14 protein-coding genes, 1 tRNA gene and 1 pseudogene are annotated in these 19,586 nt (G+C 65.0%); all 16 read left to right on the forward strand.

Features of this window, described 5'->3' with window-relative positions; genetic code table 11:
- The first annotated feature begins 25 nt into the window (after positions 1–25).
- The 16 genes and pseudogenes from ABIA45_RS08580 (at position 26) to ABIA45_RS08655 (ending at position 19,264) form a co-directional block, all read left to right on the forward strand.
- Positions 26–2,059, forward strand: coding sequence for an NAD(+) synthase (locus ABIA45_RS08580; RefSeq protein ID WP_404651702.1), 2,034 nt, complete (start codon positions 26–28; stop codon positions 2,057–2,059).
- Between the two features lie 30 nt (positions 2,060–2,089).
- Complete coding sequence (locus ABIA45_RS08585; protein WP_036012369.1) at positions 2,090–2,473, forward strand: GrlR family regulatory protein; 384 nt, start codon at positions 2,090–2,092, stop codon at positions 2,471–2,473.
- A gap of 104 nt (positions 2,474–2,577) precedes the next feature.
- The gene (locus ABIA45_RS08590) at positions 2,578–3,660 is read left to right on the forward strand and encodes a hypothetical protein (RefSeq protein WP_404651704.1); all 1,083 of its coding nucleotides are present in this window, start codon (positions 2,578–2,580) and stop codon (positions 3,658–3,660) included.
- Positions 3,650–3,865: a hypothetical protein gene (locus ABIA45_RS08595; RefSeq protein WP_404651705.1), complete on the forward strand. Its 216-nt coding sequence runs from the start codon at positions 3,650–3,652 to the stop codon at positions 3,863–3,865. Before ABIA45_RS08590 ends, ABIA45_RS08595 begins: the two co-directional genes overlap by 11 nt.
- Before the next feature lie 439 nt (positions 3,866–4,304).
- Complete coding sequence (locus ABIA45_RS08600; protein WP_271542259.1) at positions 4,305–5,120, forward strand: sugar phosphate isomerase/epimerase; 816 nt, start codon at positions 4,305–4,307, stop codon at positions 5,118–5,120.
- Positions 5,121–5,148: 28 nt separating this feature from the next.
- A complete protein-coding gene (locus ABIA45_RS08605) occupies positions 5,149–6,786 on the forward strand; it encodes an ABC transporter substrate-binding protein (RefSeq protein ID WP_404651707.1) in 1,638 nt (545 codons plus the stop codon).
- Positions 6,787–6,788: 2 nt separating this feature from the next.
- Positions 6,789–7,772 carry an ABC transporter ATP-binding protein gene (locus ABIA45_RS08610; RefSeq protein ID WP_404651708.1) on the forward strand — a complete coding sequence of 328 codons (984 nt, stop codon included), beginning with the start codon at positions 6,789–6,791 and terminating at the stop codon, positions 7,770–7,772.
- Positions 7,769–8,755 carry an ABC transporter ATP-binding protein gene (locus ABIA45_RS08615; protein ID WP_271542254.1) on the forward strand — a complete coding sequence of 329 codons (987 nt, stop codon included), beginning with the start codon at positions 7,769–7,771 and terminating at the stop codon, positions 8,753–8,755. Before ABIA45_RS08610 ends, ABIA45_RS08615 begins: the two co-directional genes overlap by 4 nt.
- Positions 8,755–9,684: an ABC transporter permease gene (locus ABIA45_RS08620; RefSeq protein ID WP_271542252.1), complete on the forward strand. Its 930-nt coding sequence runs from the start codon at positions 8,755–8,757 to the stop codon at positions 9,682–9,684. The genes ABIA45_RS08615 and ABIA45_RS08620 overlap by 1 nt, the downstream gene beginning before the upstream one ends.
- Positions 9,681–10,544: pseudogene (locus tag ABIA45_RS08625) on the forward strand (ABC transporter permease). Before ABIA45_RS08620 ends, ABIA45_RS08625 begins: the two are co-directional and overlap by 4 nt.
- A gap of 253 nt (positions 10,545–10,797) precedes the next feature.
- Positions 10,798–12,648 (forward strand): dihydroxy-acid dehydratase, encoded by a 1,851-nt coding sequence (gene ilvD, locus ABIA45_RS08630; protein WP_404651710.1) that lies wholly within the window; start codon positions 10,798–10,800, stop codon positions 12,646–12,648.
- A 392-nt stretch (positions 12,649–13,040) separates the two neighbouring features.
- Positions 13,041–13,358: a hypothetical protein gene (locus ABIA45_RS08635; protein ID WP_036028058.1), complete on the forward strand. Its 318-nt coding sequence runs from the start codon at positions 13,041–13,043 to the stop codon at positions 13,356–13,358.
- A 313-nt stretch (positions 13,359–13,671) separates the two neighbouring features.
- Entirely contained in the window at positions 13,672–13,995 is a 324-nt protein-coding gene (locus ABIA45_RS08640; RefSeq protein WP_036028057.1) for a hypothetical protein, read from the forward strand.
- A gap of 256 nt (positions 13,996–14,251) precedes the next feature.
- Positions 14,252–14,341 (forward strand) — tRNA-Ser (locus ABIA45_RS08645).
- A 161-nt stretch (positions 14,342–14,502) separates the two neighbouring features.
- Positions 14,503–15,732 (forward strand): tyrosine-type recombinase/integrase, encoded by a 1,230-nt coding sequence (locus ABIA45_RS08650; RefSeq protein WP_370157850.1) that lies wholly within the window; start codon positions 14,503–14,505, stop codon positions 15,730–15,732.
- A 316-nt stretch (positions 15,733–16,048) separates the two neighbouring features.
- Positions 16,049–19,264, forward strand: a complete 3,216-nt coding sequence (locus tag ABIA45_RS08655; protein WP_271542242.1) for an alpha/beta fold hydrolase — start codon at positions 16,049–16,051, stop codon at positions 19,262–19,264.
- The last annotated feature ends 322 nt before the right edge of the window (positions 19,265–19,586 follow it).

A 19,586-nucleotide genomic window follows, 5' to 3' on the forward strand; every position in this document is an offset into this window, starting at 1 on the left:
GAGAGATTTGAGGGTACGGCGCTCGATGACTTTCCACTCGATTTACGCCCACGGATTTGCGCGCGTGGCAGCCTGCGTGACCACCTCCCACGTCGCCGATCCCAGCGCCAACGTGAAGGCCGTGCTGGCGGCGGCCAATGCCTGTCATGAGCAATCGGTCGCGGTCGCGGTGTTTCCCGAGCTGTGCCTGTCCGGTTATGCGATCGAGGACCTGGTGAAGCAGGATCCGCTGCTCGATGCGGTCGAGCGCGGGCTCGCAAGCGTCGTTGAAGCTTCCGCGGGGCTAATGACGGTCCTGATCGTCGGGGCGCCGCTGCGCTTTGGCAATCGCATCTACAACTGCGCCGTCGTCATTCATCGCGGCAACGTCCTCGGCGTCGTGCCGAAATCTTACTTGCCGACCTATCGCGAGTTCTACGAGGGACGGCATTTCGCCTCCGGCGCCGGCATGGCCGGCGAGACCATCGCCTTTGGCGGCCTGCACGCGCCGTTCGGGGTGGACCTCCTGTTCGCGGCCGAGGACGTTCCGGGCCTCACCATCGGCGTCGAGATCTGCGAGGACATGTGGATCCCGGTGACGCCGGCCTCGGAGCTCGCGCTTGCGGGCGCGAGCGTGCTGATCAACCTCTCGGGCAGTCCGATCACGATCGGCCGGGCGCGCTCGCGCGCGTTGCTGTGCCAATCGACCTCGGCGCGCTGCCTCGCGGCTTACGTCTATTCCGCGGCCGGGGCCGGGGAATCCACCACCGATCTTGCCTGGGATGGCCAGACCTCGATCTACGAGAACGGGGTGCTGCTGGCCGAGGGCGAGCGGTTCCGCCAGGCCGGCCAGATCACGCTGGCTGACGTCGACCTCGACCTGCTTAGGCAGGAGCGCGCGCTGATGGGAACGTTCGAAGACAACCGGCGGCAGCGCGAGGCGTTTTTCCGCAAGGTGACATTTGCCCTGAAGCCGCCGGCCGCCGATATCGGCTTCCTGCGCAAGGTCGAGCGCTTTCCATTCGTGCCGAGCGACGAGAGCCTGCTCGAGCAGGACTGCTACGAGGCCTACAACATCCAGGTCGCGGGGCTGGTGCAGCGCATGCGCGCCACCGGCACCAAGCGCGTGGTGATCGGCGTGTCGGGCGGCCTCGATTCCACCCACGCCCTGATCGTCGCCGCCAAGGCGGTCGACCTGCTCGGCCTGCCGCGCGAGAACATCCTGGCCTACACCATGCCGGGCTTTGCCACCGGCAGCGAGAGCAAGACCAACGCGCTCGCGCTGATGAAGGCGTTGCAGACGAGCTGGCAGGAGCTCGACATCCGCACCACGGCGACGCAGATGCTGAAGGATATCGGCCATCCCTTCGGCAAGGGCGAGAAGGTCTACGACGTTACCTTCGAGAACGTGCAGGCCGGCCTGCGCACGGATTATCTGTTTCGGCTCGCCAACCATCACGGCGGCATCGTGATCGGAACCGGCGATCTCTCCGAGCTCGCGCTCGGCTGGTGCACCTATGGTGTCGGCGACCAGATGGCGCACTACAACGTCAACGCCGGCGTGCCGAAGACGCTGATCCAGCATCTGATCCGCTGGGTGATCTCCTCCAAGCAGTTCAGCGACGACGTCAACCGGACGCTCGGCTCGATCCTTGTGGCCGAGATCTCGCCTGAGCTCGTGCCGGTCGAGGCCGGCCAGAAGCCGCAGAGCACGGAAGCGTCCGTCGGACCTTACGAGCTGCAGGACTTCAACCTGTTCTATACGCTGCGCTTCGGCATGCGGCCGTCCAAGATCGCCTTCATGGCGCTTCAGGCATGGAAGGACGTTGCCAAGGGCGAATGGCCACCGGCCTTCCCGAGCGACCGGCGCCGGGCCTATGATCTGCCGGAGATCCGCCGCTGGCTCGAAGTGTTCCTGCGCCGCTTCTTCGCCTTCAGCCAGTTCAAGCGCTCGGCCATGCCGAACGGGCCGAAGGTCTCGGCCGGCGGTTCATTGTCGCCGCGTGGCGATTGGCGCGCGCCCTCGGATTCCAGTGCAGCGGCATGGCTCGAGGATCTCGAGCGGAACGTGCCGAACTGATCGGGGCAGCGGATCGGTGGGGATGATCGGATGTCAGCTGGCGATGAAGCGGAAGCGGGTGAGGAGGCCAGGGTCGTCAACGGCCTCTACATCTTCGACATCGAGATGCGGGACGGCAAGCGTGGGCAGGCCAGGGGCGTGGTCGTGCTCAGCGACGGCCGCATCATGGGCGGCGACAGCTACTTCTACTACACCGGCAGCTACACCTTCCGGAACGGCAAGTGGCGGGGCGACATGATCGTCAATCAGCACACCGAGGCGGTCGGCAGGACGCTCGCATTCGGCGGCAGGGAGGTCACCTGTGGCTTTTCCGGCGACTATTTCCCCGGCGGTGCGGAAGTCGAAGGCATGGCGCTGGTCGGCAAGACCAGCGTGACGTTCACGGCGCGGCTGACGCTGAAGGACGCGATGTGATGGCGATTTGATTGGCTCACCTCCACGACTGCGTTCCTGTTCAGGAACCTTCGTACGAACAGAACGTTCGCGTTTATTGTTGCGAATTGTCGAGGAGAGGGACCATGCGTCAACGTTTGATGTTATCGACTGCGGCCGTCGGGCTCATGCTCGCATCCGGCCTTGCCTATGCCCAGGCGCCCGGTGAGCGCAGGGACGAGCCGAAACGGACCGAGGAGCCGGCCAAGGGCGCTTCTCCGCAGCGCGGTGGTGCGGCTCAAGAACGCGTTCAAGAGCGCGCGCAAGGCGCCCAGGAGCGGCTTCAGGGCGCAGGCCGCGAGGATCGAGGCGGCGCTGCCAAGAGCGAGGCAAGTGACGACAAGCGCCAGCCGGCGACGGCCTCGGAGCGCAATCAACCGAAGGCAAGGGACCAGGCACAAGACTCTCGCGAGCCTTCGCGCGATCGCAACCGGGAGGCCGAGAGCGCCAAGCCCGGACGCGATGCGGGCAAGAGCGGTGCGGAAACCAAGCAGGACAAGGCTGCGCCGCAGAAATCAACCGCCGAATCCGAGAGATCCAAGACTGGCCCGACGACTGGCCCGGCTGGCCAGCAGAACGAGCGCACGGGAGCTACAGCCAACCAGAACGAGCGCAACCAGGCCCAGCCGCCGCGCAGTGCCGCCGAGCAGCAGCCGCCGGCGCAACAGAGCAACCAGCCGGCCACTGCGACGGATACCAGCCGCGCGGCTCCGACTAACAACGCACAGACCGCGCCCGGCTCCACGGGCACGCAGACCAACCAGGCCAATCAGACCACGCAGACCAACACGCAGGTCAACCAGCAGGCCCAGGTGACGACCGAGAGGCAGGTGCGGATCTCCGAAACTGTGAGCCGCGCACGCCTGGCGCAGCCGGAGCGCAATCTGAACATCTCGATCCGGGTTGGCGAAACGATTCCCTCGCGCGTGCGTCTGCATCGGCTTCCGCCCGCAGATCGTCTCGATCGAGCCTGCATATCGGGGCTACGAATATTTCACGACGGAAGACGAGGTCATTATCGTGGAGCCGCGCTCGCATCGCATCGTCAGCCAGGTACCCCGCGATCCGTCGCGGGCCCGGGCCCAAATGGGTGGCAGCGCCTCCTCGTCGTCAAGCATGGCGGCGGCCGGCGGAAACAACATGGTGAACTGCCAGATCATGCGACGTGATGCCTCCGGCAACGTCGCCCAGGCGGAGCCGACCACCGTGGGCTCGACTGCGCGCACCGATTCCCTCAGCGTGGTCGTCCAGATGCCTGGCGGCGGCTCGTCCGCGCCGATCGCTCTCGGCGCTCCCGCGGGCAACATCGTGGTCGCGACGCAAGGGCAGGGCGATTGCACGGTGACGCTGGAGCCGCAGACGCAGACGCGCTAAGCGCCGAAACAAAGAGGCTCTGAAACGACAACGCGCCGCCCGGATGCCCACCGGACGGCGCGTTGCTGCGTTCAATCTAAAAAGTTTCGAGGTCCGGAGTGCCTAGGAGTCCGGACCTCGTCACCTTGCCCCAGCCTTCAATCCCCCGCCCCATGTGGTCCCCCAACCCCATGTAGCGCGATCAGAGGGTGATGCCCGTGGAAGTGGCCGCCGATCGATGTCCCGCGATGTACGCGAAGGACCGCTAGGATTCCATTCCGGATCACTACGGACACGATAGCGCTTGCGATGTGCCCGTTCTGCATCGGTGCCAGCGATCGCAGCACGCGCGGGCGGGATGTCCACATCTCGTCCACGCTGCGAAAGGCGCATTTCACCGGCCTGTCATTGAACTGGTCTAGCGCTGCTCCCGTCATCGCTGACGACGAAGGAGCATGCCATGTCGAAGCCGGTGCTGGGCGCCGCATTGTCCATCAAATCGATCCCCGCGCATCGTGACTGGCTTCTCGAAAAGCAGCGCGATCTGGAAATCCAGGACTTCTTCCGCGCCGATCTGCTCGATAGCGACTGGCGCGCAACGGCAGGCGAGATCAAGCAGATGCTCACCGGTCACACCGGCCGGCTCGGCATCCATGGTCCGTTCTGGGGCTTCAAGGTCGACAGCCACGATCCGATGATCCGCCAGGCCGTAACTAAGCGCCTGCTGCAGGGCCTCGAGGCAGCCGAGTTCCTCGGCGCGACGCAGATGGTGATCCACTCGCCGTTCACGACCTGGGACCACAACAATCTCGATCTCTATCCCGACAACCGGGCCAATATCGTTGAGCGAGTCAAGGCGACGCTCGCCGAGGTGATTGCGCGTGCCGAGACGATCGGCTGCGAGATCGTCATCGAGAACATCGAGGACAAGGATCCACGCGACCGCGTGCGCCTCGCCAAGGCGCTGGAAAGCAGCAAGGTCCGCGTCTCGCTCGACACCGGGCACGCCAATTACGCGCACATCTCCACCGGCGCGCCGCCGGTCGACTACTACGTCGAGACCGCCGGCGACATGCTGACGCATGTGCACCTGCAGGACACCGACGGCTTTGCCGACCGGCACTGGGCGCCGGGCGAGGGCAATATTCCCTGGGTCGCCGTATTCCGCGCGCTGGGACGGCTGACGTCGAATCCGCGGCTGATCCTCGAACTCCGCAACCACGACGATGTCCGCAAGGGCGCGGCGCATCTCGCCGCGCTCGGTCTCGCCGAATAACCGCAATCACAAAGGGCAGGGTCACATCATGAGCAAGCTCACCCGTCGCACCATCCTGAAATCCGGCGGCGCTGCCGCAAGCACCTTGCTGCTGCCGCGCTTTGCCATCGCGCAAGGCGACAATCGACCGTCGGTGACGGTCGCCGTGCAGAAGGTCACCAATTCGAACGTGCTCGACGTGCTGCGCGAGCAGTCCAATGTCGGCGAGCGCGTGTTCTTCTCCTCGATCTGGGAAGGCCTGATCTCGAAGAACTGGCGCGGCAAGCTCGAGGCCGTGCCGGGCCTTGCCACCGAATGGCGCCGCATCGACGACCAGATCGTCGAGGTGAAGCTGCGCCAGGGCGTCAAGTTCCACAACGGCGACGAGCTCACGGCGGAAGACGTCGTCTTCACCTTCAGCCGCGAGCGCATGTTCGGCGAGACCGAGGCCAAGAACCGCTCCACCATCAAGGCGTTCGAGAAGATCCCGACGCCGCGCCCGGGCAAGGAGCTGCCGCCTGATGTCCCCGCGGTCGCCCGCCGCATCTGGCCGGACCTGGTGCGCGTCGATGCCGTCGACAAGTACACGGTGCGCTTCTACAACGCGACACCCGACGTCACGATCGAGGGCCGGCTGTCGCGCTACGGCTCCGACATCATGAACCGCCGCGCCTGGGAAGAGGCGGCGAGCTATCTCGACTGGGCCCGCAAGCCGGTGACGACCGGCCCCTACAAGGTCGTCGAGCTCAAGCCCGACGTCTCGCTGACGCTGGAAGCCCACGACGAATATTGGGGCGGCCGGCCGCCGCTCAAGCGCATCCGCTTCCTCGAAGTGCCTGAGGTCGCGAGCCGCATCAACGGACTGCTCTCGGGCGAATACCAGTTCGCCTGCGACATCCCGCCGGACCAGATCGCCGGCATCGAGAAGAATTCCGCCTTTGAAGTGCAGGGCGGCACGATTCAGAATCACCGCCTCACCGTGTTCGACAAGAACCATGCCGTGCTCGCCAATCCGCTGGTGCGGCGCGCCTTCACCCACGCGATCGATCGCCAGGCGATCGTCGACAGCCTGTGGTCCGGCCGCACCCGCGTGCCGAAGGGTCTGCAATGGGAGTTCTACGGCGACATGTTCAACGCCGATTGGAACGTGCCGGCCTACGATCCCAAGCTTGCGCAGGATCTGCTCAAGCAGGCCAATTACAAGGGCGAACCGATCCCGTATCGCCTGCTCAACAACTACTACACCAACCAGGTCGCGACCGCGCAGATCCTGGTCGAGATGTGGAAGTCGGTCGGCCTCAACGTGCAGATCGAGACCAAGGAGAACTGGTCGCAGATCATGGAGCGTAGCCCGACCCGCGCGGTGCGCGACTGGTCGAACTCGGCCGCCTTCAACGATCCGGTGTCCTCGCTGGTGGCCCAGCACGGTCCCAACGGCCAGCAGCAGCAGATCGGCGAATGGACCAATGCCGAGCTGAACAAGCTCTCGGAGTTCCTGGAAACGTCGACCGACCGCGCCGCGCGCAGGAAGGCGTTCCACCGCATGCTGGAGATCGCCGAGCGCGAAGATCCCGCCTACACGGTGCTGCACCAGAACGCGACCTTCACGGCCAAGCCGAAATCGATCAAGTGGAAGGCAGCGCCCGCCTTCGCGATGGATTTCCGCGCCGGCAATTTCGAGGTCTGAAGGTGAAGCCGCTGGTCAGCATCGAGGACTTGCGTGTCGCCTTCAATGGCGTGCCGGTCCTGCGCGGCGTCGACATTGCCTTGCAGAAGGGCGAGGCCATCGGCCTCGTCGGCGAGTCCGGCTCCGGCAAATCGGTGACGTGGCTCGCCGCGCTCGGCCTGTTGCCGCGCCATGCGCAAGTCTCTGGCTCGGTGCGGCTCGACGGGCGCCAGATTCTCGGCGCGCCCGCCACCGAGCTCTACCAGGTCAGGGGCGGGCGCATCGCCATGATCTTCCAGGATCCGGCGAGCGCGCTCAACCCGGTGCTGACTATCCGCAAGCAGCTGTGCGAAGCGCTGGCGCTGCATCGCGATCTCCAAGGCAACGCCGTGAAGGCGGAGGCGCGGCGGCTGCTCGATCTCGTCGGCATTCCCGACGCTGGCCGCCGGCTCGAGGCCTATCCGCACGAATTCTCCGGCGGCCAGGTCCAGCGCATCATGATCGCGATGGCGCTGGCCGGGAATCCCGATCTCTTGATCGCGGACGAGCCGACCACTGCGCTCGATGCCACCATTCAGGCACAGATCCTGGAGCTGCTCTCCACGGTCCGCCGCGAGCTCGGCATGGCCATGGTGCTGATCAGCCACGACCTCGGCGTCGTCGCGGAGAATTGCGACCGCGTCGCGGTGATGTATGCCGGCCGCATCGTCGAGCAGGCGCCGAGCAATCAGCTGTTCGCCGATCCCGTACATCCCTACGCGCAAGGGTTAATCGGCGCGCTGCCGCCGCTCGACGGTCCGCGGCGGCGCCTCACCGCCATTCCCGGCACGGTGCCCGATCCCGCGCACATGCCCGGGGGCTGCGCCTTCGCGCCGCGCTGCGCGCTGGTCGCGGAAGCATGCGGCCTTGCGGCGCCGACCCTCGCGCCGATCGCCGATGATCGCAGCGTCGCCTGCGTACGTGCCGAGACCTCGCGCCGCGCGCTGCTCGGGATTGCCGCCGAATGAGTCCGCCGCTCGTCGAGGTCTCCGCGATCTCGCGCACCTATGCGATGCGCTCTGGAATGTTCGGGCGAGCTGCGGCCGTGCATGCCGTCGACGGCGTGTCGCTGACGATTCCCAGGGGCCAGACGCTGGGTCTCGTCGGCGAATCCGGTTCGGGCAAATCCACCACAGGCCGCATCGTGCTTGGCCTCGAGCCGCCTGATAGCGGCGAGGTGCGGTTTGGCGGCAAGGCGATGGCAGCGCCCGGGACGACGGTCTGGCGTGCGCAGCGCGCGCGGATGCAGATGATCTTCCAGGATCCGCTCGGCGCACTCGACCGGCGGCTGCCGGTTGCAACGCAGATCCGCGAGCCGCTCGACATTCACGGCATCGGCACGCTCGTGGAGCGCGAGGAGCGCGTTCGCGAATTGCTGCGCGCGGTCGAGCTGACGCCGGCGCATGGCGCGCGCTATCCCGGCGCGCTCTCCGGCGGGCAGCGTCAGCGCATCGTGCTGGCGCGGGCGCTGGCCACGAACCCGGATTTCCTGGTTTGCGACGAGCCGGTCAGCGCGCTCGACGTCTCGATCCAGGCGCAGGTGGTGAACCTGCTCTGCGATCTGCAGGCGCAGCTGTCGCTGACGCTGCTCTTCATCAGTCACGATTTGCGCGTCGTCAGGCAGATCAGCAATGTCGTTGCCGTAATGTATCTCGGCCGCATCGTCGAGATCGGCAGCGCCGACGATCTGTTTGCGCGACCCGAGCATCCCTACACTCAGGCGCTGGTCTCGGCCTCGCCCGCGCCGGGCCGCCGCAGTGCGGGCCGCATCGTGCTGTCAGGCGACCCGCCGAATCCGGCCGCGCGCCCGACGGGCTGCGCCTTCCATCCGCGCTGTCCGCGCGCCATCGCGCGCTGCGCGCGCGAGATGCCGGCGCTGTCCGCCGTCGGCGGCGACAGGCAGGTCGCCTGCCATCTCGTCACCGGCGCTGCGACACGGGACGCCGCGTGATGGGACGTTATCTCGCCATTCGGATCGGACGCGCCGCGCTCACGATCGTGCTCGTCGTCACCTTCGCCTTCGTCGTGTTGCGGCTGTCAGGCGATCCCGCGCTGATGATCCTGGGACCGGAGGCGCCGCCGGAGGTGCTCGCGGCGTTCCGCAAGGCCTGGGGCCTCGATGATCCAATCTGGGCGCAGTATTTCGATTATTTCGGCGCCATCGCCAAGGGCGAGCTCGGCCGCTCCATGCGCGACGGCCGCCCCGCGATCGAGCTGGTCCTGGAGCGCATCCCCGCGACCCTGGCGCTGACCCTGCCGGCGTTCTTCTTCAAGGTCGCGCTCGGCGTCCCCGCCGGCATCTACGCCGCGCTGCATCGCGGCTCGGGAATCGACCGCGCCGTGATGATGACGGCGGTCGCCGGTTTCACCGTCCCGAGCTTCGTGCTCGCGCTGATCCTGGTGCTCGTTTTCGCCGTGCAGCTCGGCTGGCTCCCTTCGGGCGGGCAGGACAGCTGGCGCCACGCCATCCTGCCGATCGCAACGCTCAGCCTTGGCGGCGCGGCGGTGCTGGCGCGCTTCACCCGCAGCGCCATGCTGGAGGTGCTGGGCCAGCCCTATATCCGCACCGCATCCGCAAAAGGCGTGCCGTGGCGCAAGGTGGTGACCTCGCACGCGCTGCCGAACGCGGCGATCCCGACCGTGACCATCCTCGGCTTCATGGTCGGCACGCTGATCGCAGGCGCAGTCGTGGTCGAGAGCGTGTTCGCCTGGCCGGGAGTAGGGCGGCTTCTCGTCGTCGCTGTTGCCAACCGCGATCTCGCCGTCGTGCAATGCATCCTGCTGCTGGTCGCGATGACCATGGTGACGTCCAATTTGATCGTCGACTTCCTCTACGGCTTCCTCGACCCGCGCCTGCGCAGCAAGGGAGCACATGCATGACCGACGCGACGCTGAAGGATACCAAAGCATTTTCACGCCGCTTCAGCCTGCCGGCGATTTCGGTCTCGGTCGCGCTGGCGATCAGTTGGATCGTCGCGATGCTGCTGATCGCGGCCTTCGCGGAGAAGATCGCGCCTTACGGCTTCACGCAGCTCGACCTGCGCAACCGGCTTGCTGCGCCCGGCAATGCCGCGCATTGGCTCGGCACCGACGAGCTTGGCCGGGACGTGCTGTCGCGGCTGCTCGTCTCAATCCGCATCTCGCTCCTGATCGCGTTCGGCGCGACCGCAATCTCGGCCGTGGTCGGGACCACACTCGGCTTCCTCGCCGCGCATTTTCGTGGGTTCGTCGAGCAGCTCGTGCTGATGCTGACCGACTTCCAGGCCAGTATGCCCTTCCTGATCATGGCGCTGGCCGTGCTCGCCTTCTTCGGCAACTCGTTGCCGCTCCTGGTCGGGCTGATGGGCCTGTTCGGCTGGGAGCGCTACGCCCGCATCGCGCGGGGCCTTGCCATCTCCGCCAATGCGCAAGGCTAGGCCGCCGCCGTCCGCCAGTTGGGGGCGACGCCGTCGCGGATCTATCTCCGCCACATCCTGCCCAACATCGCCTCGACCCTGATCGTCTCGACGACCCTGGTGTTCCCCGAGGTGATCCTGATGGAGTCAGGTCTGTCCTTCCTCGGCCTTGGCGTGCAGCCGCCGATGACCAGCCTCGGCAACATGGTCGGCTATGGCCGCGAATATCTGACCCGGGCGCCCTGGATCATGCTGGCGCCGGCGACGACCATCGTGGTCACCACGCTGGCGGTCTCGGTCATAGGCGACTGGCTGCGCGATCGGCTTGATCCGACGCTGCAATAAATGCTCGTCATGGCCGGGCTTGTCCCGGCCATCCACGTCTTTGCCGCGCAGAACCAAGAACGTGGATGCCCGGGACAAGCCCGGGCATGACGGCTGAGATCGCCTATGCCCCCCGCGCCGAGAGCAGGGGAGCCCTGTCCGACCCAAGTTCCCGTTGCGCGGGCTGCCCCCGTGCGCTATCCGGCCGGAAAGGCCTGAGGTGGCTCCACATTTTCCCGCCCCGGCCGACGCAAACCCGAGGACGGAAACCGCCATGCCAGCCTATCGCTCCCGCACCACCACCCACGGCCGCAACATGGCGGGCGCCCGCGGTCTCTGGCGCGCGACGGGCATGAAGGACGCCGATTTCGGCAAGCCAATCATCGCGGTGGTCAACTCCTTCACCCAGTTCGTGCCCGGCCACGTCCATCTGAAGGACCTCGGCCAGCTCGTGGCACGCGAGATCGAGCAGGCCGGCGGCGTCGCCAAGGAGTTCAACACCATCGCGGTCGACGATGGCATCGCCATGGGCCATGACGGCATGCTCTACAGCCTGCCGTCGCGCGAGCTGATCGCCGACAGCGTCGAATACATGGCCAACGCGCATTGCGCCGATGGCCTCGTCTGCATCTCCAACTGCGACAAGATCACGCCCGGCATGCTGATGGCCGCGCTCAGGCTCAACATCCCCGCCGTGTTCGTCTCGGGCGGGCCGATGGAGGCCGGCAAGGTCAAGCTGGCCGGCAAGACCAAGGCCGTCGACCTCATCGATGCCATGGTGGCCGCGGCCGATAGCAAGGTCAGCGACGAGGACGTCAAGGTGATCGAGCGCTCGGCGTGCCCGACCTGCGGCTCCTGCTCGGGCATGTTCACGGCCAATTCCATGAACTGCCTGACCGAGGCGCTGGGCCTGGCGCTGCCCGGCAACGGCTCGGTGGTCGCAACCCATGCCGACCGCAAGCGCCTGTTCGTCGAGGCCGGTCACACCATCGTCGACCTGGTCCGCCGCTATTACGAGCAGGACGATGCCTCCGTGCTGCCGCGCAACATCGCGAATTTCAAGGCGTTCGAAAACGCGATGACGCTCGACATCGCGATGGGCGGCTCGACCAACACCGTGCTGCATCTCTTGGCCGCCGCCCATGAGGGGCAGGTCGCCTTCACCATGAAGGACATCGACCGGCTGTCGCGCCGCGTGCCCGTGCTCTGCAAGGTCGCGCCTTCCGTCGCCGACGTGCATGTCGAGGACGTGCACCGTGCCGGCGGCATCATGGGCATCCTCGGCGAGCTCGACCGCGCCGGGCTGATCGACACTTCGGTCTCGACCGTGCACGCGCCGACTATGAACGAGGCGCTGGAGCGCTGGGACATCAAGCGCACCAAGAGCGAAGCGGTGCGCACCTTCTATCGCGCTTCGCCCGGCGGCATCCCGACGCAAGTCGCCTTCAGCCAGGAGCGCCGCTACGACGAGCTCGACGCCGACCGCGAGAAGGGCGTGGTGCGCGATCTCGCGCACGCCTTCAGCAAGGACGGCGGCCTCGCCGTGCTCTACGGCAACCTCGCGCAGGACGGCTGCATCGTGAAGACCGCCGGTGTCGATGCCTCGATCCTGAAATTCTCCGGCCCCGCGCGCGTGTTCGAGAGCCAGGACGCGGCCGTCGACGGCATCCTGGGCGGCAAGGTCGTCGCCGGCGAGGTCGTGGTCATCATCTATGAAGGCCCGCGCGGCGGCCCCGGCATGCAGGAGATGCTGTATCCGACCAGCTATCTGAAATCGATGGGCCTCGGCAAAGCCTGTGCGCTCGTCACCGACGGCCGCTTCTCCGGCGGCTCCTCCGGCCTGTCGATCGGCCATCTGTCGCCAGAGGCCGCCGAAGGCGGCAATATCGGTCTGGTGCGGACGGGCGACATCATCGCCATTGACATCCCGAACCGCAGCATCAGCCTCGAGGTCTCCGACGAGGAGCTCGCCAAGCGCCGCGCCGCGGAGGAGGCGAAGGGCGATGCCGCCTGGCAGGCGCAAGGCCGCAAGCGCAACGTCTCGACCGCGCTGCAGGCTTACGCCGCGCTCACCACCAGTGCCGCGCGTGGTGCGGTGCGCGAGGTCAAGCGGCGTCCGAAGTAGGCGGCATCGGCGCCACTGGCCTGGATCGGCGATCTTCGGAACGCCTCGCGGCTCCGTGCGACCACCCGGATGCGCCGTTGCAGGAAGTAGCCGGAACGGAGATCGGGAAAGAACGGCCCCCGCCTCCCTAGGGCGTGGGGCTGGTTGGGGTGGGGAGCGGGAGCCGTTTGCTCAGTGGGCACCCGACGTGCGGGCTCGCCCGCCAGGCATCATCAACTTAGTGCATTGTCCACATTTTGCTATTTAATTTTTATTAATTGTGTTTTTATTTTTATTTAATCGTGCCATCCTAAGAAAAATCGTCGAAATCCATTTTTTCCGAATCCAGCCGAGGCGGTCGCCGTATCGAGATTCGTCCGCAAAGGTCCGGATTGCCAATAGCGGAGTTAGCCATGAGTCATTCTCCATCACTCGTGCCGCAAATCACGACAGACCGGGACGTCTATCTTGTGCTCGATGATTTCGGCCGCCGCCTGGGCCGGGCTTGGTGCGAGACGGCCGAGGAGGACGCCAATCGCGCGACCCTGCTCAGACATCTCGCCGAAGGGCAATATCTCCATCCCGCACGTATTGTGGCCTTCAATACCGCGGAGGGATGGTCGCGCGATGCCACCGCCGAAATCGCCGATGAGCTGCGCCGCCGCTTCGTCGAACTCGAGGAGACCGATCCCTCGCTGTTGGAGTTTCTGGAAAGAGCAGCGAGGCGTTGAAAGGTCGAACATGGAACGCGGATGAACTGCAAATTATGCTCGAACGAGTACCGCGGCGATGTCCGATCGCGGACTCGCTGTCATGCGCCCCCCCGCAAACATCCCGCGCGTTAATGCGCGTGGTCAATGAGTTCTTACCGCTCCGCCGCGATCGATCGTTCGCATTAAGGATGCCTCGACGAAGTTCGGCAAGGCAAGGTTTTGCGCCGTATACTCCCGCGACCTTCGCAGATCCGTTTCGGGCAACTGGGGCACCACCGCAATGTCTCGTACTCTCGCTGTCGTTTTCTCAACGGCCGTCGCCGCCATTTCCATGACGGGCGCGGCCTCCGCCGGCTGCTACAATTGCTACACGCCGCCGCCGTGCACGACCTGCTACCAGCAACAATATGTGCCGCCGCAATACCGCACCGTCGACGAGACCGTGATGGTCTCGCCCGGCTCCGTGGTCGCGCACCGCACGCCGGCGCAGTATCGCACCGTGATGGTGCCGCAGACCGTGATGGTCGCGCCGCCGAGCGTCCAGTACGAGCGCATCCCGCCGCAATACGCCACCCGGCAGCGAGTCGAGATGGTCTCGCCGGGGTATTCCTATTACGCCCCGGTGCAGATGAACTGCGCGTCCTGCGGCTACTGACACCACGTTGAGAGCAGGCTTCGAGCGACGCTCCCCATCGGGCGCCGTTTGCTTTTGGCGGGGGTCCAGCGGCCGGTTGCTCGCGGCGCCAGCCTGACGATTGCGATCACGCCGGCAGTCTCGGCAGCGTTGACTACGCTCGCTGCAAGCTTCCTCAAGGCGTGACCACACGATTTGGCCAAGATGAGCCGAAAACTAACTTTGGTCGCCTTGCGTCCAAGGCGGCCATTCGCTAAGTGCCTGATCTTCCAGCTTTGGAAGGGTGGCCGAGTGGTTTAAGGCACCGGTCTTGAAAACCGGCGTGCCCGCAAGGGTACCGTGGGTTCGAATCCCACCCCTTCCGCCAGTATATTGTTCTCCACTGTTCGCAGTCGTTCGAACTCCACAGCAAAATCAGTGACTTGCGCCGAAGAGCTGTACTTTGCAGTTCGCCGGTGTTCCCCCTAATCGGGGCACTGACCGTAGCATTAGCCCGTGGGTTCGGAGGACGGTTTTCCTGGAGGAACAATGGCTGGAAGGCTCAAACCGCTCGACGTAGAGCGCCAAAGCAAGCCCGGTAAATACGCCGATGGTGATGGGCTCTACTTGATCATCACCGGACCAACGTCGAAGAGCTGGTCATACAGATATTGGAAAGACGGCAAAGAGCGCTGGCACGGCCTGGGCTCCTTGAAGGAAGTGTCGCTAAAAGATGCACGGCTGGCACGGGATGCGGCGAGGCTGCGCGTGAAAGGCGATCGCAGCACGGCCGGCGTGGACATAGTGCAGGAGAGGCGAAAGGCGCGTGAAGAAGCGAAAGCCGTCGAGGCCCAGGTTGTGTTGCCAACGTTCGAGGAATGCGCGGAAGCCTACATCCGGACGAATTGGTCGACCTGGAGCGAGAAGCATCGCGATCAGTGGCCATCGTCCCTCAAGCGTTACGCCTATCCCACAATCGGCAAGCTGACCATCCCGGAGATCAAGCCGAGCCACATTCACGATCTGCTCAAGCCGATCTGGGTGGAGAAGCGCGAGACTGCAAACCGGGTTCGCGGCCGGATCGAAACGATCATTGCGAAGAACGTTGACATCGACGATCCAGACTTCCGCAATCCGGCCGAGCTTACGAGGCAGTTGCGCGAAAAGCTACCAAAGCGCCCCAAGCGGGTCGTCCGTCATCATCCGGCCTTGCCGTACACTGAGGCGCCGGCGTTCATGAAGCTCCTTGCCGGTGCACCCGGAACAGCTGCCGCCATGCTCCGATTCCTCATCTTCACGGCCTGCCGCACGAACGAGGCGGTCGAAGCGCGGTGGTCTGAGATCGATCGGTCAGGCTCGACTTGGAAAATCCCCGGCGAACGAATGAAGATGGACCAGGACCACTACGTTCCTTTGACGGATCCCGCGTTGGCGGTCCTCGACGAGATGCGAAACGGCCGCCAAGGCGAACTGATCTTCACCAATCCGGACAGCGGGGCATTCTCCGAAAACGCGATGCTCGCGGTACTTGATCGACTCGGCTACGGACATGTGACGGTGCACGGATTCCGATCTACCTTCGCAACCTGGGCTGAGGAATGCACCGACTACCCGGATGGCGTACGCGAAGCTGCACTGGCCCACAAATACAAGAGCGAGACCACCGCAGCCTATCAACGAGGTCATAAGCTCGAAAAGCGCCGGGGGCTAATGAAGGATTGGGCCGTATTCCTGAGCGGCGCCAATGTCACCCAATTGGATGACCGGAGGACAGGGTAGGCGTCGAGCAGACACTGAGGGTCAAAAGCGTTGGTTGCGTCCAATCTTAAAGTGTACGGTCTGCCCCAAGAAGCTGACATGGCGACGCGCTCGGCAAAAGGTCGGCTCAGGGCCCAGCAGCCGACATTAGGCGCGGCTCCCCAGTGGGGCATGTCGGGCAAGATGATGACTGGGATTGCGTCGGCAACTCGAGCCGGCGCCGACCGCAGCTAGTCTAATCTTTTGCCAGCTGGCGGGACCGGGGATGGTGTGCTGTCGCAGGCTGCGGTAGACTTCCTTGCGACCAAGGACCGACGCTCTCCTGTGGGAGGTCGATGTGGACATAACGGATTGGCTGCGCCGCCTCGGGTTGTATCAGTACGAGAGCGTGTTTCGCGACAACGACGTAGACGCGGAGACCCTGCCCAGCTTGACCGCAGACGATCTGCGTGAACTCGGCATCACATCGTTGGGCCACCGCAAGAAGCTCCTCTCGGCGATCGCCGCCCTTTCCCCGACGCTTGGCAAGGACCTGGAGGATGATCGCGGGCCTCCGCCAAAGGAAGCCGGTAGTTCACGACCATTGATGAAAACGCGGCACGCCGAGCGCCGTCATCTGACGGTCATGTTCGCCGACCTCGTCGGTTCGACTGCCCTTTCGGAGCGCCTCGACCCCGAGGACATGAGTGAGATCCTTGCGGCCTACCACCAAGCGGTTGCGGCGGAGGTGGCCCGCTTCGAGGGATACATTGCCAAGCTCATGGGTGACGGCGTGCTGGTTTATTTCGGCTGGCCGCAGGCGCATGAGGACGAGGCCGAACGTGCGGTGCGCACCGGGCTTGCAGTCGTGGAAGCCGTAGAGCGGCTAGAGAATCGAGCGGGCCGTACTCTTTCCGCGCGCGTCGGTATCGCAACCGGCCTGGTCGTGGTTGGCGACGTTATGGGGGAAGGGGCTGCCCAGGAAGAAGGGATTGTCGGCGCCACGCCGAACCTCGCCGCGCGTCTGCAGCAGTTCGCGGAGCCCGGAGCTGTGGTGATCTCCGAGAGCACGCGGCGCCTTCTTGGCAGCTGGTTCGCGCTCACCGACCTGGGCCCGCAACAGATGCGAGGGATCAAAGCCTCGGAACCGGCGTTCCGCGTTGTTGGGGAAGCGGCGGCCGAAGGTCGGTTCGAGGCCCTGCGACGAGCCGAGGTAGGTCCATTGATCGGCCGCGAACACGAACTCGCTCTCCTTCTCGATCGCTGGGAGATGGCCAAAGGCGGCGAAGGTCAGGTCGTACTGTTGTCTGGCGAAGCTGGCATCGGCAAGTCTCGGATTGTCCTCGCGCTGCGTGAGTGTCTCCGCCACGAACCTCGGTTCCGGATCGGATATTCCTGCTCGCCCCATCATGTGGACAGCGCGCTCTGGCCGGTGAGCGTCCAGCTCCAACGGGCGGCAGGGTACCTGCGTGAGGATGCACCCTCATTGAAGCTCGAGAAGCTGGAGCAGCTCCTCGACAAAGCGGGCGGGTTAGGGGAGGACGCGACGCCGCTGCTCGCCGAGCTGATGGGGCTGCCGCTCAATGGACGCTACGCGGCGCGCGGCGGGACACCGCAGGAGAAAAAGGCGCGGGTCTTTGGCATTCTCCTGGCGCAAATGGAGGGGCTCTCACACCAGCGGCCGATGCTCCTGGTCCTTGAGGACGCGCATTGGCTCGACCCGACGTCGGCGGAGCTTTTCGAGCGGATGGTGGATAGGATCCGGGTTCTGCCGATACTTCTCGTCGCCACTTTGCGGCCTGACGTGCCGACGCCTTGGACGAATTTCCCGCATGTCACATTCCTCAGCCTCAATCGCTTGGGGCGGCCAGCATCCCGAGCGCTTATCCAGAGAGCAGCGGGCGGACGGCAGCTTCCGCCCATCGTCATCGAAGCCATCCTCTCCCGCACCGAGGGCGTGCCGCTGTTCGTCGAGGAATTGACGAAAGCGGTCCTCGAATCCGTGATCTGGAAGACAACGGCCGGCGATGGTCATCTCGAGCTCGTCGGCCCACTTCCGCCGCTGGCCATTCCGGCGACGCTGCAGGAGTCGCTCATGGCGCGCCTCGATCGCTTGGCTCCGGCACGCGAGGTGGCGCAGATCGCTGCTTGCATCGGCCGGGAGTTCGACGAGGAGGTCGTCGGCGCGATCGCGGGATACCCGGAGCTGCAGCTGACGGCGGTGCTCGATCAACTGTGTCGCGCGGGGCTCATCCAACGACGTGGGATGCCGCCGCATCATACGTACAGCTTCAAGCACGCGCTCGTCCGCGACGCGGCCTACGCCACCTTGCTTAAATCACCGCGTCAGCAACTGCATGCGCATATCGCGCAAGCGATCGAGCAGTTGCGGCCGGAGATCGCGGCGGGCCAGCCCGAGATCGTCGCCCATCATTTCGTCGAAGGCGGCCTGCTCGACCAAGGGGCAATTTATCTTCTGGCCGCCGGTCGGTTGGCAAAAGCGCGGCATGCCGTCAAAGAGGCGGTCTCCCAACTTGAAACGTGCCTGCAGCTCACGGCGCGTCCTCGAGACAGTGCAGCATCGGCCGATCGAGGCACCGAGCGCGAGTGCCTCCTGATGCTGGGTGACTTGGCCGGCGTCGAGGACGATCTCGACAGAGCGAACGACTACTACGAGCGCGCCATGGCGCTCGGCGAGACCGATGCCGACCGCGACCGCGCGCGCAACTGCGTTCACCGCGCCCGGTACGCGGAGCGGGACGGCGCGCGTCTCGTCTTCTATGAGCACGGCAGCGGCGAGCCGACGATCGTATTCATCAATCCCATTGTCTACGGGCTGTCGACCTTTGAACCGATTCTCGAGCAGCTTCGCCAAGAATTCTGTGTCATCACGGTTGACTGCCGCGGCGCCGGACGATCATCACCTCTGATGCGTCCTTACTCGACGCTCCAACACATGGAGGACCTCCGCGCGATCATCAAGGCCGCCGGTGCCGTCCCAATCATCGGCGTCGGCATCTCGCGCGGCTCCAACCTGCTTATCCAGCTCGCCCATGCGCACCGGGAACTCGTCGGAAAGATGATGACGGTGGGCACGCCGATGATGGGAGCGCTACCGGATGGGCGCCCGGTGTTTAACCCGGATTACATGGCTCATCGTAAGGACGCCTACGCTCGGGGCGACGTTGAGGAATTGATCCGCTTGCAAACTCGGTACGTCTACAGCGAGCCAGATGCCGAAGATTTGCGGCGGATGGCCATCGAGCGCATGTGCAGGTTGCCGACCGAGACGATCCTCAGCTTCTACGATCCGGATCCGGGCATGGACATTGCGCCGCTGCTCGAATCGATCGCTGTTCCGACGCTCGTCGCGCACGGCCGAGAAGACCAGCTGGTCACCAGCGCCGCGAGCGAATTTATCGCGTCCCGCATCCCGGACGCGCAGCTCTATGTCTTCGACGGCAAGGGGCACAATCCGATGTTCTCGGCCACGGACGAGTTTTGCGATGTGCTTCGCAATTTCATTCGCACGGGACGCGCGGAAAGAACGTCTCAAGGATCGCTGGCAGCGTGAACAAAAAGTCAGGGCAGCTGGCTGCGGCCCAAGCGTCGGCTGAGGGCGGTTTGGCCAGCAGAGTTCATCCCGGAACTTAAGGATCGATGCGGCGAGATCGAGACCGACGCGCTTGACACTCATAGTGGACCTCCGGGCGCGAGCCCTGCTGGCGGCGAGGACCGAGATTGCCGTGTAGCACTAGCGTCAATCAAACGTCACCGAAGCGCAGCAGATGTCTCAATTGAGTCAAAATGCGAAGAACTCAACCTGAGCAAATCTAGTCTGCCTCGCCTCGATAAGCGGACCTCAACGAGGTGCCGCGACTTCGCTGATGGGGCAA

Source organism: Bradyrhizobium sp. USDA 336, assembly GCF_044908355.1.
Lineage (GTDB): Bacteria > Pseudomonadota > Alphaproteobacteria > Rhizobiales > Xanthobacteraceae > Bradyrhizobium > Bradyrhizobium yuanmingense.

Coding starts and splice junctions, on each gene's coding strand:
- ABIA45_RS08580 (WP_404651702.1), top strand. CDS start 26: ATGACTTTCCACTCGATTTACGCCCACGGATTTGCGCGCGTGGCAGCC.
- ABIA45_RS08585 (WP_036012369.1), top strand. CDS start 2,090: ATGTCAGCTGGCGATGAAGCGGAAGCGGGTGAGGAGGCCAGGGTCGTC.
- ABIA45_RS08590 (WP_404651704.1), top strand. CDS start 2,578: ATGCGTCAACGTTTGATGTTATCGACTGCGGCCGTCGGGCTCATGCTC.
- ABIA45_RS08595 (WP_404651705.1), top strand. CDS start 3,650: ATGCGACGTGATGCCTCCGGCAACGTCGCCCAGGCGGAGCCGACCACC.
- ABIA45_RS08600 (WP_271542259.1), top strand. CDS start 4,305: ATGTCGAAGCCGGTGCTGGGCGCCGCATTGTCCATCAAATCGATCCCC.
- ABIA45_RS08605 (WP_404651707.1), top strand. CDS start 5,149: ATGAGCAAGCTCACCCGTCGCACCATCCTGAAATCCGGCGGCGCTGCC.
- ABIA45_RS08615 (WP_271542254.1), top strand. CDS start 7,769: ATGAGTCCGCCGCTCGTCGAGGTCTCCGCGATCTCGCGCACCTATGCG.
- ABIA45_RS08620 (WP_271542252.1), top strand. CDS start 8,755: ATGGGACGTTATCTCGCCATTCGGATCGGACGCGCCGCGCTCACGATC.
- ilvD (WP_404651710.1), top strand. CDS start 10,798: ATGCCAGCCTATCGCTCCCGCACCACCACCCACGGCCGCAACATGGCG.
- ABIA45_RS08635 (WP_036028058.1), top strand. CDS start 13,041: ATGAGTCATTCTCCATCACTCGTGCCGCAAATCACGACAGACCGGGAC.
- ABIA45_RS08640 (WP_036028057.1), top strand. CDS start 13,672: ATGACGGGCGCGGCCTCCGCCGGCTGCTACAATTGCTACACGCCGCCG.
- ABIA45_RS08650 (WP_370157850.1), top strand. CDS start 14,503: ATGGCTGGAAGGCTCAAACCGCTCGACGTAGAGCGCCAAAGCAAGCCC.